The organism is Streptomyces sp. NPDC059201 (assembly GCF_042754585.1).
Classification (GTDB): domain Bacteria; phylum Actinomycetota; class Actinomycetes; order Streptomycetales; family Streptomycetaceae; genus Streptomyces.
In genome coordinates, this window is the sequence record NZ_JBHZBB010000002.1 from 168,346 (window position 1) to 182,150 (window position 13,805).

Consider the following 13,805-nt stretch of genomic DNA (forward strand, 5'->3'; position numbering starts at 1 on the left):
CCCGGAATGCGCACGCTCTGCTCCTCCACGCTCATCGGCGAGTTCTTCGTCATCGGCTTCGCCGGTCTCGTCGCGATGAAGGACGACAGCCTCACCACCTCCACCGTCTGGTGGGTGTGCGGCGTCGCGATGGTCCTCTCCGTGCTGCTCTGCGGGATGATCACCCGTCCCGGTGGTGTCCAGCTCGGCTGGGCGCTCCAGATCGGGCTGATCCTCAGCGGCTTCTTCGTCCCCGTCATGTTCTTCCTCGGGGCCGTCTTCGCCGTGCTGTGGTGGTGCTCGGTGCACTACGGGCGCCGGGTGGACGAGATCAAGGCCCGCTGGGCCGCCTCGAACGGCGCGGCCCAGGGCTCCGCAGGGCCTGACGCTGCGTGACGGAGGGCGGTGCGGGCCCTGTAGATTCATAGGCCCGCACACACCCCTCCCGAAGGAGTTCCCCCCGTGAGCCAGCGCACGCTCGTCCTGCTCAAGCCCGACGCGGTCCGCCGCGGTCTGATCGGCGAGATCATCGGCCGCATCGAGCGCAAGGCCGGCTGGACCCTCGCGGCCCTGGAGCTGCGCGAGCTGGACCAGGAGACGCTGGAGCAGCACTACGGCGAGCACAAGGGCAAGCCCTTCTACGAGCCGCTGATGGGCTTCATGTCCTCCGGTCCGGTCGTCGCGCTCGTCGTCGAGGGCGAGCGGGTCATCGAGGGCGTCCGCCAGCTGGCGGGCCCGACCGACCCGATCGCCGCCGCCCCGGGCTCCATCCGCGGCGACTTCGGCACCATCGTCCGCGAGAACCTCATCCACGCCTCGGACTCCGAGGAGTCCGCCGCGCGCGAGCTGAAGATCTTCTTCCCGGGTCTCGCCTGACCCGGCCGGGCGTGACGATGGGCTGACCTGCCGTCAGCCGAAAGCGGCACCGTGTGGGGCGACCGAAGGAATTCGGCCGCCCCCAGGCATATGAACGCCAATCCCGGGAACGGATCGCCGCGTCCTACCGTCACCTAGTACAGAGGTGGACCAGCGCGCGCCATCCGCGTGAGCGGCACTACGATGAAAACTCTTCGCCGCACCACCCTCAGCCATGGGAAACAAGGGGAACTTCATGTCGTTCATCGGCCGTGACATGGCTGTCGACCTCGGGACCGCCAACACGCTGGTGTACGTCAGGGGTCGAGGCATCGTCCTCAACGAGCCGTCCGTCGTCGCGATCAACACCAACACCGGCGGAATCCTCGCGGTGGGTGCCGAGGCGAAGAAGATGATCGGCAGGACCCCCGGCAACATCGTCGCCGTGCGCCCGCTGAAGGACGGCGTCATCGCCGACTTCGAGATCACCGAGCGGATGCTCCGCTACTTCATCCTCAAGATCCACAAGCGGCGCTACCTCGCCCGCCCCCGGGTCGTGGTCTGCGTGCCCTCCGGCATCACCGGAGTCGAGCGCCGCGCCGTCATCGAGGCGTCCACCCAGGCCGGCGCCCGTCAGGTGCACATCATCGAGGAGCCCATGGCCGCCGCCATCGGCTCGGGCCTCCCCGTCCACGAGGCCACCGGCAACATGGTCGTCGACATCGGCGGCGGCACCACCGAGGTCGCGGTGATCTCCCTCGGAGGAATCGTCACGGCACAGTCCATCCGGGTCGCCGGCGACGAGCTGGACAACGCGATCATCCAGCACATCAAGAAGGAGTACTCCCTCCTCCTCGGTGAGCGCACCGCCGAACAGATCAAGATCACCATCGGCTCGGCCTACGACCTGGAGCAGGACGAGCACACCGAGATCCGCGGCCGCGACCTCGTCTCGGGCCTCCCCAAGACCGTCGTCATCTCGGCCGCCGAGGTCCGCAAGGCCATCGAGGAGCCGGTCAACGCGATCGTCGACGCCGTCAAGACCACGCTCGACAAGTGCCCGCCGGAGCTCTCCGGTGACGTGATGGACCGCGGCATCGTTCTCACGGGTGGCGGCGCCCTGCTCCGCGGCCTCGACGAGCGGCTCCGCCGCGAGACCGGCATGCCGATCCACATCGCCGAGGACCCGCTGGACTCGGTGGCGCTCGGATCGGGCAAGTGCGTCGAGGAGTTCGAGGCCCTCCAGCAGGTCCTGGACGCCCAGCCGCGCCGCTGACGGATCGGCCGGGCGCGAGCCCGTACGGTACGAAGATCTGCACAACGAACCACGAGGAAGGGCACGGCCGCCGCACGTGAGGGACACACGAGAGAGCCGGCTGCTCCTGGTGCTGCTGGTCGCCGTCGCGTTCGCGCTGATCACGGTGGACATCCGCGGCGGCCAGGAGTCGCCGGTCGACGGCGCCCGGCAGGCCGCCGCCGCCGTCTTCGGCCCGGTCGAGAACGGAATGGCGGCGGCCGTCGACCCCATCGGCAACGCCATAGGCGCCGTCCGGGACTCCGGCGAGCGGCACAACCGGATCGCCGCCCTGGAGAAGGAGAACGCCGAGCTCAAGGCGGAGCTCGGCAGCGACGACCGCAACCGCAACCGGCTGCGCGAGCTCGACTCCCTGCTCAAGACCGCCGGCGCCGGCCAGTACGGCATCAAGGGCGCGCAGGTCATCGCCATAGGGTCGGCCCAGGGCTTCTCCTGGACCGTCACCATCGACGCCGGCGCGCGCGACGGCATCCAGCGCGACATGACGGTGCTCAACGGCGCCGGACTCGTCGGCCGGGTCACCACCGTCGGCCCGTCGACCTCCACGGTCCTGCTCGCCAACGACCCCGACTTCACCGTCGGCACCCGCATGGAGAAGACCGACGAACTCGGCTTCGCCACCGGCCAGGGCGACCGGCCGCTGCTGGTCCAGCTCCTCAACGGCAAGGCCAAGGTGAAGGCGGGCGACCGCCTCGTCACCTTCGGCTCGGCCGGCGACCGGCCCTTCGTGCCCGGCGTGCCCGTCGGCGAGATCGTCCGCGTCGACCCCATGGGCGGCGGCCTCACCCGCAACGTCTACGTCCGCCCGTACGTCGGCTTCAGCAAGCTCGACATCGTCGGCGTCGTCGTCCAGGCTCCCCGATCCGACCCGCGCGACACGGTGCTGCCGCAGAAGCCCAAGCCCGCGCCGACCGTCACGGTCACGGTCACCGCGAAGCCGCCCGCCGAAGGCGAGCAGGCCGGCGAGCAGGCCCAGGGCGAGGCGGCCGACCAGCCGGTCCAGGGCGAGGCGGCCGACCAGCCGGTCCAGGGCCAGGCGCAGGACCAGGCCCAGAAGCCGGACGGCCAGGCACAGAACCCGAACGGCCAGGCCCAGAAGCCGAACGGCCAGGCACAGAACCCGAACGACCAGGAGGACGCGACACCGTGAAGTTCAACCGCATCCTCCTCTCCGCGACCCTGATCGTGGTCGCCCTCGTCGTCCAGGTCACCGTCCTCGCCCGGCTCCAGCTCCCCGGAGCCGTACCGGACCTCGTCCTCCTCACCGTCGTCGCCCTCGCCCTCGTCCACGGGCCCGTCACCGGCTCGCTCGTCGGCTTCTCCGCCGGCCTCCTCGCCGACCTGGCCCCGCCCGCCGACCACGCCGCCGGCCGCTACGCGCTCGTGCTCTGCGTCGTCGGCTACCTCGTCGGCCTCGTCCGGCCCGAGAACGGCCGCTTCACCTCCGCGGTCGGCCCGATGGCCGCCGTCGTCGGCGCGGCCGTCGGCTCGACCCTGCTCTACGCGGGCGTCGGCGCCCTCGTCGGCGACACCGCCGCCCGCCACGTCGGCCTCGGCTCCCTGCTCTTCACCGCCGTCGTCTACGACCTGCTGCTGGCGCCCTTCACGGTGCCGCTCATCATGGCCCTGGCCCGCCGCGCGGAGAACGACCCGGTCGCCGACGCCACGGGGGCGGGCGCGGGAGACGTCGCCTCCGGCTGGCTCTCCTCCGGCACCGGCCTGAGGATCGGCACCCAGCGCGGCGGCCTCCGCGTCAAGGCCGCCCGCACCCGGGCGGGCCGCGCCGGACGCATCAAGGGAGTCAAGCGACTGTGACCGAGGGGGCACCGGCAGCATGAGCAACATCCCCGAGACCGGACGGACCCCACGGGTCCAGACCCGGCTCGTCGTCATCCAGGTCCTCGTCTTCTCGCTGCTGCTCACCCTGGGCGGCCGGCTCTGGTACCTCCAGATCCGCAACGGCAAGGAGTACGCCGACGAGGCCAAGTCCAACAACATCCAGCAGGTCGTCACGCCGGCCGTCCGCGGCTCGATCCTCGACGCCCGCGGCGTCCCGCTCGCCGACAACGAGACCCGGCTCGTGGTCTCCGCCTCGCGCACCGAGCTGATGAAGATGAAGGACGACGGCAAGGCCGTCCTCACCCGGCTCGCCGGCGTCCTGAACATGAAGCCCGAGGACGTCGCCAACAAGATCCGGCTCTGCGACTCCCAGACGCCCAAGCCCTGCTGGAACGGCTCCCCCTACCAGCCGATCCCGGTGACCGACGAGGCCACCGTCCAGCAGGCGCTCACCATCCGGGAGAGCACCGAGGACTTCCCCGGCATCACCGCCGAGCTCACCGCCGTCCGCCGCTACCCGGCCCCCGGCAAGGCCCGTACCTCCCAGGTGCTCGGCTACCTCTCGCCCGTCACCGACGACGAGATCACCAAGGCCAAGGACACCGACTCCCCGTTCCTCCGCTCCGACCAGGTCGGCCGCTCCGGCATCGAGCGCACCTACGACAAGGAGCTGCGCGGCAAGGCCGGGGTGACCCGCTACGAGGTCGACAACCTCGGGCGCGTCATGGGCCAGACCAAGTCCGACCCGGGCGTGGCCGGTTCCACCCTCGTCACCAGCATCGACGCCCGCGTCCAGTCCGTCGCCGAGTACGAGCTCGCGCAGGCGATGAAGACGGTCCGCGGCGAGACGGACAAGATCACCGGCCGCAAGTACGAGGCCGACTCCGGCGCCGTCGTCGTCATGGAGACGAAGACCGGGCGGGTCGTCGCCATGGCCTCCCAGCCCGACTACGACCCCAACGTCTGGATCGGCGGCATCTCCGCGAAGGACTACGCCGCCCTCACCAGCAAGAAGTCCAACTACCCGCTGCTCAACCGCGGCATCCAGGGCCAGGCGCCGGCCGGCTCCATCTTCAAGGTGATCTCGGCGAGCGCCGCCGTCCGGGCGGGCTACGACTTCAACGACACGTACAACTGCAGCGCCTCGTACAGCCTCGGCAGCCGCAGCTTCGCCAACTTCGAGTCCCAGGGGCACGGCCCCATCACCCTCGGAGACGCCCTCAAGTACTCCTGCAACACCGTCTTCTACGCCCTCGGCCACAAGGAGTGGCAGAAGGACGGCGGCATCACCGCGAACAAGGACTCCAAGGACTGGTTCTACGTGACCGCCCGCGACTTCGGCCTCGGCTCGGAGACCGGCATCGACCTGCCCAACGAGGTCAAGGGCCGGATCCCCGACCGCCAGTGGAAGCAGGCGTTCTGGGAGGCCAACAAGGACGCCTGGTGCAAGCAGGGCAAGAAGGGCGGCAGCTACGTCGAGCAGATCGCGTACGAGAACTGTCTTGAGGGCAACCAGCTGAAGGCGTACGACAGCATCAACTTCGCCATCGGGCAGGGCGACGTCCTCGTCACCCCGATCCAGATGGCCACCATCTACGCGGCCATCAGCAACGGCGGCACCCTCTACGACCCCTCCGTCGGCAAGGCCGTGATCAGCCCGGACGGCAAGCAGGTCCGCGAGATCAAGCCCACGTCCCACGGCAAGCTGCCGGTCAGCGCCGAGACCGTCCGCGACCTCGACAAGGGCCTGCGCTCGGTCGTCGAGCCCGGCGGCACCGCCGCCTGGCGCTTCGGCGGCTGGCCCCAGGACAAGATCCCGATGCGCGCCAAGACCGGCACCGCCCAGGTCTACGGCAAGCAGACCACCTCCTGGCTCGCGACCTACACCGACGACTTCACCATCGTCATGACCATCTCCCAGGGCGGCACCGGCTCCGGCGCCTCCGGCCCCGCCGTCCGCAACATCTACGACGCCCTCTACGGGCTCGACGACGCGGGCAACCAGAACCTCAAGCGCGCGCTGCTCCCCGGGCCGCAGAAGACGCTGCCGAAGGTCAACCCCGACGGCACCATCGACGCCCCGGTGATCAAGGCGTACGACCCCAAGTCCCAGCTGGTCGACCCGAACGGGACGGACGGCGTCGCGCCGCCGCCGCTCGCGGGCACGCCCCCCAACAGGAGGGACTGACCCGATGCCGAAGCGGAGGAAGTTCTTCGTCTCCCGTTACGCCCCCGAGCGCGGCACCGTCGCCCGGCTGACCGCCCGTGACTCGGTGCTGCGCCGGCTCGACTGGCCGATCCTGCTCTCGGCGCTCGCGCTCTCCCTCATCGGCTCGCTGCTGGTGTGGTCGGCGACCCGGGGCCGTACCGAGCTGAACAACGGGGACCCGTACTACTTCCTCTTCCGGCACCTGCTGAACACCGGTATCGGCGTGGTGCTGATGATCGGCACGGTCTGGCTCGGCCACCGCACCCTGCGCGGGGCGGTCCCGGTCCTCTACGGCCTGTCGATCGTGCTGATCCTCGCCGTCCTCACCCCGCTCGGCGCGACCATCAACGGCGCCCACGCGTGGATCGTGGTCGGCGGCGGCTTCTCGCTCCAGCCCAGCGAGTTCGTGAAGATCACCATCATCCTGGTGATGGCGATGCTGCTGGCCTCGAAGGTGGACGCGGGCGACCAGCTCCATCCGGACCACGGCACCGTCGCCAAGGCCCTGGTGCTCGCCGCCCTCCCCATGGGCATCGTCATGCTCATGCCCGACCTGGGCTCGGTCATGGTGATGATCGTCATCGTGCTCGGCGTCCTGCTGGCCTCCGGCGCCTCCAACCGCTGGGTCCTCGGCCTCATCGGCTCCGGCATCGCGGGCGCGGTCCTCGTCACCACCCTCGGCATGCTCGACGAGTACCAGATCAACCGCTTCGCCGCCTTCGCCAACCCCGATCTCGACCCCTCCGGCGTCGGCTACAACACCAATCAGGCCCGCATCGCCATCGGCTCCGGCGGCCTCAAGGGCGCGGGCCTCTTCAACGGCCACCAGACCAGCGGCCAGTTCGTCCCCGAACAGCAGACCGACTTCGTCTTCACCGTCGCGGGGGAGGAGCTGGGCTTCATCGGCTCCGGCTTCATCCTGCTGCTGCTCGGCATCGTCCTCTGGCGCGCCTGCCGGATCGCCCGCGAGACGACCGAGCTGTACGGCACCATCGTCGCCGCCGGCATCATCGCCTGGTTCGCCTTCCAGGCGTTCGAGAACATCGGCATGAACCTCGGCATCATGCCCGTCGCCGGTCTGCCGCTGCCCTTCGTCTCCTACGGCGGCTCCTCCATGTTCGCCGTCTGGGTCGCGATCGGACTCCTCCAGTCGATCCGGGTGCAACGCCCGATGACCGCCTGACGCCACGCCGCCCCGGCGGCTAGATTCGAAGCATGGCGGAGACGAAGCGCGAGATCGAGCGGAAGTACGAAGCCACCGCGGAGACCCGGCTGCCGGACCTCACCCGCGCGGCCGGCGTCGCGGCGGTGACGGGCGAGGGCGTCACCGTCCTCGACGCGGTCTACTACGACACGGCCGACCTGCGGCTCGCCGCGGACTCCCTCACCCTCCGGCGCCGCACCGGCGGCCGGGACGAGGGCTGGCACCTCAAGTTCCCCGTCGCGGTCGGCGTCCGCGACGAGATCAGGGCCCCGCTCTCGGACGAGCTCCCACCCTCCCTGGCAGCCCTCCTCCGCTCCCGAGTCCGCCACGCCGAGCTACTCCCCGTAGTCCACCTCCACTCCTCACGCGACGTACGCCACCTGAGAGACACCAACGGCACGATCCTCGCCGAACTCTCCATCGACACGGTCCACGCGGAACGGCTTCTGGGCGGGCGGGACGAGGGGGCGGCGGGGGCCGCAGCGGGGACTGGCGGAGGGGCCGCCGCAGGGACCGCCGGACGGACCGCTGCCGGGACTGCCGCAGGGGCCGTCGCCCCGACCGCCTCGCGGACCGCCGCCTGGACCGAGATCGAGGTCGAGCTGGCCGACGGGGCCGACCCGGGCGTTCTCGACGTCGTCGAGAAGCGGCTGCGTAAGGCGGGGATTCGGGCCTCCGACGCTCCCTCCAAGCTCGCTCGTGCTCTCGACGAGACCGGGTTGGCGCCGGGCGGAGTGGCGGAGGCGGGGGGCGAGGGATCGGCGGGCGCCGCCGTGTTCGCGTACGTACGCGAACAGGTCGAGGCCCTTGTGCGGCTCGACCCCGCCGTGCGCCGTGACCTGCCCGACGCCGTCCACCAGATGCGTGTCGCCTGCCGGCGCCTGCGCAGCGCCTTCAAGACCTACCGCCGGGTCCTCGACCGGGAGGTCACCGACCCGGTCGGCGCCGAGTTGAAGTGGCTCGCCGGCGAGCTCGGGCACGCCCGTGACCAGGAGGTACTGGACGCCCGGCTGCGCGCCGCGCTCGACGACCTGCCGCGCGAAGAGCGCCGCGGGCCCGTCCGCCGCCGGCTGCGCGCCTGGGACCGGGCCCGCGCCCGCGCCGCCCGCCGCCGCGGCCTCGACGCCCTCGACTCCGCCCGCCACCTCGCCCTCCTCGACGCCCTCGCGGGCCTCCTCGCCGACCCGCCGCTGCGCCCCGGCGCCCGGAAGAAGGCCGCGAAGGCGCTGCCGAAGGCGGTCCTCCGCGACCACGCCCGGCTCGCCGGACGGATCGCCCCCGCCCTCGCCCTGGCCCCCGGCCACGAGCGCGACCTCGCTCTCCACGAGGCCCGCAAGGCCGCCAAACGGGCCCGGTACGCCGCCGACGCCGCCGTCCCCACCCTCGGCAAGCCCGCGAAACGGCTCGCGAAGAGGGTGAAGGCCGTCCAGAGCCTCCTCGGCGACCACCAGGACGCCGTCGTCGCCCGCACCGCCCTGCGCGACCTCGCCGCCGACGCCGAGAAGGCCGGCGAACCCTCCTTCACCTGGGGCGTTCTCCACGCGAAGCAGGAAGCCTCCGCCGAGACCCGCGAACACGAGCTGCCGGAGGTGTGGGAGCGGGCCGTCACCGAACACGCGGCCGGTCGTTTGATCTGACGAGTGATCTCCCCGCGCGAGGGGGGATGGCCCGCCGTGCGAGTCCGCTGAGGGCCGCTGGGCTCTGTGCTCCCCGCGGCAGCGGGGGTGGAAGATCGTTGTGTGGGGGGTGCTCCGTAGCGCGTTACGCTTGAGAGTCGCCCCCTGCCAGCTCACGAAGGTTCGAGATGTCTGCTGCCGAGTCTGTCTTCCCACAGCTCGAAGCTCTGCTCCCGCACGTGCAAAAGCCGATCCAGTACGTCGGTGGAGAGCTGAACTCCACCGTCAAAGCCTGGGATGAGTGCGACGTCCGCTGGGCTCTGATGTACCCGGACGCGTACGAGGTCGGTCTGCCCAACCAGGGCGTCATGATCCTCTACGAGGTACTGAACGAGCGCGAGGGCGTCCTCGCCGAGCGCACCTACAGCGTGTGGCCGGACCTCGAAGAGCTGATGCGCGAGCACAAGGTGCCGCAGTTCACGGTCGACAGCCACCGCCCGGTCGGCGCGTTCGACGTCTTCGGCCTGAGCTTCTCCACCGAGCTCGGCTACACGAACATGCTCACCGCCCTCGACCTGGCCGGCATCCCGCTCGACGCGGCGGACCGCACCGTCGACCACCCCATCGTGCTCGCCGGAGGCCACGCCGCCTTCAACCCCGAGCCGATCGCGGACTTCATCGACGCGGCGATCATCGGCGACGGCGAGCAGGCCGTCCTCGACATGACCGAGATCATCCGCGCCTGGAAGGCGGAGGGCCGCCCCGGCGGCCGCGAGGAGGTCCTCCTCCGCCTCGCCAAGACCGGCAGCGTCTACATCCCGGCGTTCTACGACGTCGAGTACCTGCCGGACGGCCGCATCGGCCGCGTCGTCCCCAACCGCTCGGGCGTGCCGTGGCGCGTGTCCAAGCACACCGTCATGGACCTCGACGAGTGGCCGTACCCCAAGCAGCCCCTCGTCCCGCTCGCGGAGACCGTCCACGAGCGCATGTCCGTCGAGATCTTCCGCGGCTGCACCCGCGGCTGCCGCTTCTGCCAGGCCGGCATGATCACGCGCCCCGTGCGGGAGCGAAGCATCACCGGCATCGGCGAGATGGTCGAGAAGGGCCTCAAGGCGACCGGCTTCGAGGAGGTCGGCCTCCTCTCCCTCTCCTCCGCGGACCACACCGAGATCGGTGAGATCGCGAAGGGCCTCGCGGACCGCTACACCGAGGACAAGGTGGGCCTCTCCCTCCCCTCGACCCGCGTCGACGCCTTCAACGTCGACCTGGCCAACGAGCTGACCCGCAACGGACGCCGCTCCGGCCTCACCTTCGCCCCCGAGGGCGGCTCCGAGCGCATGCGCAAGGTCATCAACAAGATGGTCTCGGAAGAGGACCTCATCCGTACCGTCTCGACGGCCTACGGCAACGGCTGGCGCCAGGTGAAGCTGTACTTCATGTGCGGCCTGCCGACGGAGACCGACGAGGACGTCCTCCAGATCGCCGACATGGCGATGAACGTGATCGCCGAGGGCCGCAAGGTCTCCGGCCAGAACGACATCCGCTGCACCGTCTCCATCGGCGGCTTCGTCCCCAAGCCGCACACCCCCTTCCAGTGGGCCCCGCAGCTGTCGGCCGAGGAGACGGACGCGCGCCTCCTCAAGCTCCGCGACAAGATCCGCGGCGACAAGAAGTACGGCCGCTCGATCGGCTTCCGCTACCACGACGGCAAGCCCGGCATCGTCGAGGGCCTCCTCTCCCGCGGCGACCGCCGCATCGGCGCCGTCATCCGCGCGGTCTACGAGGACGGTGGCCGCTTCGACGGCTGGCGCGAGCACTTCTCGTACGACCGCTGGATGGCCTGCGCCGAGAAGACCCTCCCCGAGTACGGCGTGGACGTCGCCTGGTACACCACCCGCGAGCGCTCCTACGAGGAGGTCCTGCCCTGGGACCACCTGGACTCCGGCCTCGACAAGGACTGGCTCTGGGAGGACTGGCAGGACGCCCTCGACGAGACCGAGGTCGAGGACTGCCGCTGGACCCCGTGCTTCGACTGCGGCGTCTGTCCGGCGATGCAGACCGAGATCCAGGTCGGCCCCACCGGCAAGAAGCTGCTGCCGCTGTCCGTGGTCAAGTAGTCCCGCGGAAAAACGAAAGAGGGGCGCCCGGACGGATCTCCGTCCGGGCGCCCCTCTCGTGTGCCTGGTGTCAGTGGGTGACGTGTTCCGGCTTCGTGGCCGGGGTGGTCGGGGTGGGCGTTTCGGCGGTCTCGGCGGTTTCCGGGGTGGGGGCCGGGGTGCGGTCTTCGACGGGGATCACGGGCGGGGTCGGGGACTCCTGCTCCAGGAAGACCGCGCGGACGACGCGCTCGGCGGCGTGGCCGTCGTCCCAGGCGCAGAAGCGCTCGCGGAAGGCGCGGCGGAGGGCGGCGGCGGGTTCGGCGGCCCAGGCGCCGGTGCGGAAGGCCGCGATCAGCTCGTCCTCGGTGGTGGCGATCACGCCGGGGGTGTCGCCGGGCTCGCCGGAGAGCAGGTCGAAGGTCACACCGCGGCAGGTGCGGTACATCTCCCAGTCGTCGGCGTAGGTGACGATCGGCCGGTCGAGGTTGGCGTAGTCGAACATGATCGACGAGTAGTCCGTGACCAGGGCGTCCGCCGCCAGGCACAGCTCCTCCACCGACGGGTGGCGGGAGACGTCGACGAGCGCGCCCCGCTCGGCGAGCGCGTTCAGCTCGGGGTCGGCGCCGTAGAAGTAGTGGGCGCGGACCAGGAGGACGTAGTCGGGGCCGAGCTCGCGGGCGAAGCGGGCCAGGTCCAGCCGGGAGACGAAGGCGTCCCGCTGGTGGTCGCGGACCGTGGGCGCGTACAGGATCGCCTTCTTGCCGGGGGCGATGCCCAGCGCGCCGCGGATCCGGCGGACGTCCTCGGCGCCGGCCCGGTAGTAGACGTCGTTGCGCGGGTAGCCGGTGTTCAGGGTGCGGAAGGGGGCCGGGTAGACCCGCTCCCACTGCTCGGTGGAGTGCTGGTTCGAGGAGACGCTCCAGTCCCAGCGGTCGACCCGCTCCATGAGCTTGTCGAAGTCCAGGCTCTTCGCGACGGCCGGGTAGTGCTGCTGGTCCAGGCCCATCCGCTTGAGCGGGGTGCCGTGGTGGGTCTGGAGGTGGACCTGCCCGGGGCGCTTGACCACCGAGTCCGGGAAGTTCACGTTGTTGACCAGGTACTTCGCCCGGGCCATGGCCTTCCAGTAGCCGAAGGTGGCGGGGGCGACCCGGGAGATGCCGGCGGGCAGCTTCCCGGCGTGCGCCTGGTTGACCACCCAGACCCCGCGCAGGTTCGGCGCGAGCTTCTTCGCGGCGTCGTGGATGGCGAGCGGGTTGCAGCCGGGGGTGCGGCCCCAGTAGGCCGAGTAGACGGCGAGGTTGTCGTCGACGGGGAGCCGGCGCTGCATCGCGTAGTACGTCTTCAGCGCCTTGCGGCCGCCCCAGCGCTTCGAACGGCCCAGCGCGCGGAAGGCGGTCTCGCGGGTGCCGTTGGCCGCCTTGAGCGACTCGAAGGCGGCGTACGAGCCGGTCCTCAGGACCTTGAACTTCAGGCCGTTGACGCCGGGCGGCGGGGTGAAGCCCTTGGGCTCGTTCCTGCGGTAGCTCTTGCCGGCCTGGTGGACGTAGGCGCGGCGGTGGCTGCGCGGTATTCGGAAGCCGCGCGCGAGGGTGTAGAGGAAGTGGCTGACCATCCGCTCGAAGACGATCTTGCGGTAGTCGTCCAGTCCGGGGCGCCCTTCGAGGTAGTCGAAGGCCCGCTGGTACTGCTCGAAGATCACGAAGTGCTTGCGGGGCGAACTGCTCCGCATGGAGCTGCCCTGGCGGCGCTGGCGGTACTCGACGACGACGTACTCCAGACCGGCGACGCGCTGGGCGGCGGCCATGGTCGTGTAGACCATGAGGGCGTCCTCGTACAGCCCGTCGGTGAACCGGAAGCCCTCGCCGGTGAAGCCGCCGGTGGTGAAGAAGTCGCGGCGGTAGACGCGGTTCCAGACGACGGCGAAGACCCGCAGCAGCTCCAGCGCGTCGACCGGGCGGACCACCCGGTCGCCGATGGTGGCGAGGTGCTTGCCGGACTTGCTCGCCTCGATGCTGCCGTCCACGTGCGTGCGGACGTAGTCGAAGAGGAGGATCTCCGGGTCCTGGGCCTCGTCGAGCCGCCGCGCGAGGGCTTCGAGGGAGCCGGGGCGTATCGAGTCGTCGCCGTCGAGGAAGAGCAGGTAGTCGCCGCGCGCGTGGGCGATGCCGGTGTTGCGGGCGGCGCCGATGCCGCCGTTCTCCTCGCGGTGGACGGCGCGCACGCGCGGGTCCCGGGCGGCGAACTCGTCGATGATGGCGCCGCTGCTGTCCTGGGAGCAGTCGTCGACCGCGATGATCTCGAAGTCCTGGTGACTCTGCGTGGTGATCGAGGTGAGGCACTCGCGGATGTAGCCCTCGACCCCGTACACGGGGATGATCACGCTGAATCGGGGGGCAGCTGCAGCCGGCATGTTCGTGTTTCTCCTCAGTCGAACCCGCTCGAACGCAGTATGACAGGCATGTCATAGCCCTCCGCGAGCCGACGGGGGCCAGATGGCATGGCTCACAGATGAGAACCGGGCCAACGACGAACGAATTCCGTGAGGACGGATCGTCTACTCTGAAGTGCTGTGGCGAGAGGGTGGCCACGGCGCCGCCCGGGTTCCACGAGGTCCAGCGGGCCCGGACTCAGGCGGGGTGGAAGAGTCGGCAGCAGAGCTGCGAACGGGGTACGGGAGAGGTGCTGCAGT

General features: G+C 70.6%; 10 protein-coding genes. 9 read left to right on the plus strand and 1 reads right to left on the minus strand.

What is annotated here, in order from left to right:
- The first annotated feature begins 6 nt into the window (after positions 1-6).
- The 9 genes from ACFXMG_RS06610 (at position 7) to ACFXMG_RS06650 (ending at position 11,134) form a co-directional block, all read left to right on the plus strand.
- On the plus strand, positions 7-375 hold the full coding sequence (locus ACFXMG_RS06610; protein WP_383821384.1) for a DUF4233 domain-containing protein: 369 nt from the start codon (positions 7-9) through the stop codon (positions 373-375).
- Between the two features lie 66 nt (positions 376-441).
- The gene (gene ndk / locus ACFXMG_RS06615) at positions 442-855 is read left to right on the plus strand and encodes a nucleoside-diphosphate kinase (protein ID WP_351107245.1); all 414 of its coding nucleotides are present in this window, start codon (positions 442-444) and stop codon (positions 853-855) included.
- Positions 856-1,090: 235 nt separating this feature from the next.
- Positions 1,091-2,110: a rod shape-determining protein gene (locus tag ACFXMG_RS06620; protein ID WP_019886273.1), complete on the plus strand. Its 1,020-nt coding sequence runs from the start codon at positions 1,091-1,093 to the stop codon at positions 2,108-2,110.
- A 76-nt stretch (positions 2,111-2,186) separates the two neighbouring features.
- Positions 2,187-3,299, plus strand: a complete 1,113-nt coding sequence (gene mreC / locus ACFXMG_RS06625) for a rod shape-determining protein MreC (protein WP_383821380.1) — start codon at positions 2,187-2,189, stop codon at positions 3,297-3,299.
- Positions 3,296-3,964: a rod shape-determining protein MreD gene (gene mreD, locus ACFXMG_RS06630; protein ID WP_383821377.1), complete on the plus strand. Its 669-nt coding sequence runs from the start codon at positions 3,296-3,298 to the stop codon at positions 3,962-3,964. Before mreC ends, mreD begins: the two co-directional genes overlap by 4 nt.
- Before the next feature lie 19 nt (positions 3,965-3,983).
- Positions 3,984-6,176 (plus strand): penicillin-binding protein 2, encoded by a 2,193-nt coding sequence (mrdA, locus tag ACFXMG_RS06635; RefSeq protein ID WP_383821373.1) that lies wholly within the window; start codon positions 3,984-3,986, stop codon positions 6,174-6,176.
- Positions 6,177-6,180: 4 nt separating this feature from the next.
- Positions 6,181-7,380, plus strand: a complete 1,200-nt coding sequence (rodA, locus tag ACFXMG_RS06640) for a rod shape-determining protein RodA (protein ID WP_383821371.1) — start codon at positions 6,181-6,183, stop codon at positions 7,378-7,380.
- A 32-nt stretch (positions 7,381-7,412) separates the two neighbouring features.
- Positions 7,413-9,038, plus strand: a complete 1,626-nt coding sequence (locus tag ACFXMG_RS06645; RefSeq protein WP_383821368.1) for a CHAD domain-containing protein — start codon at positions 7,413-7,415, stop codon at positions 9,036-9,038.
- Positions 9,039-9,205: 167 nt separating this feature from the next.
- Positions 9,206-11,134, plus strand: coding sequence for a TIGR03960 family B12-binding radical SAM protein (locus tag ACFXMG_RS06650; RefSeq protein ID WP_383821366.1), 1,929 nt, complete (start codon positions 9,206-9,208; stop codon positions 11,132-11,134).
- A gap of 70 nt (positions 11,135-11,204) precedes the next feature.
- On the opposite strand, the gene ACFXMG_RS06655 is transcribed toward ACFXMG_RS06650, so the two are convergent.
- Entirely contained in the window at positions 11,205-13,526 is a 2,322-nt protein-coding gene (locus ACFXMG_RS06655; protein WP_383830279.1) for a CDP-glycerol glycerophosphotransferase family protein, read from the minus strand.
- Positions 13,527-13,805: the final 279 nt, after the last annotated feature.

Coding starts and splice junctions, on each gene's coding strand:
- ACFXMG_RS06610 (WP_383821384.1), top strand. CDS start 7: ATGCGCACGCTCTGCTCCTCCACGCTCATCGGCGAGTTCTTCGTCATC.
- ACFXMG_RS06620 (WP_019886273.1), top strand. CDS start 1,091: ATGTCGTTCATCGGCCGTGACATGGCTGTCGACCTCGGGACCGCCAAC.
- mrdA (WP_383821373.1), top strand. CDS start 3,984: ATGAGCAACATCCCCGAGACCGGACGGACCCCACGGGTCCAGACCCGG.
- rodA (WP_383821371.1), top strand. CDS start 6,181: ATGCCGAAGCGGAGGAAGTTCTTCGTCTCCCGTTACGCCCCCGAGCGC.
- ACFXMG_RS06645 (WP_383821368.1), top strand. CDS start 7,413: ATGGCGGAGACGAAGCGCGAGATCGAGCGGAAGTACGAAGCCACCGCG.
- ACFXMG_RS06650 (WP_383821366.1), top strand. CDS start 9,206: ATGTCTGCTGCCGAGTCTGTCTTCCCACAGCTCGAAGCTCTGCTCCCG.
- ACFXMG_RS06655 (WP_383830279.1), bottom strand. CDS start 13,526: ATGCCGGCTGCAGCTGCCCCCCGATTCAGCGTGATCATCCCCGTGTAC.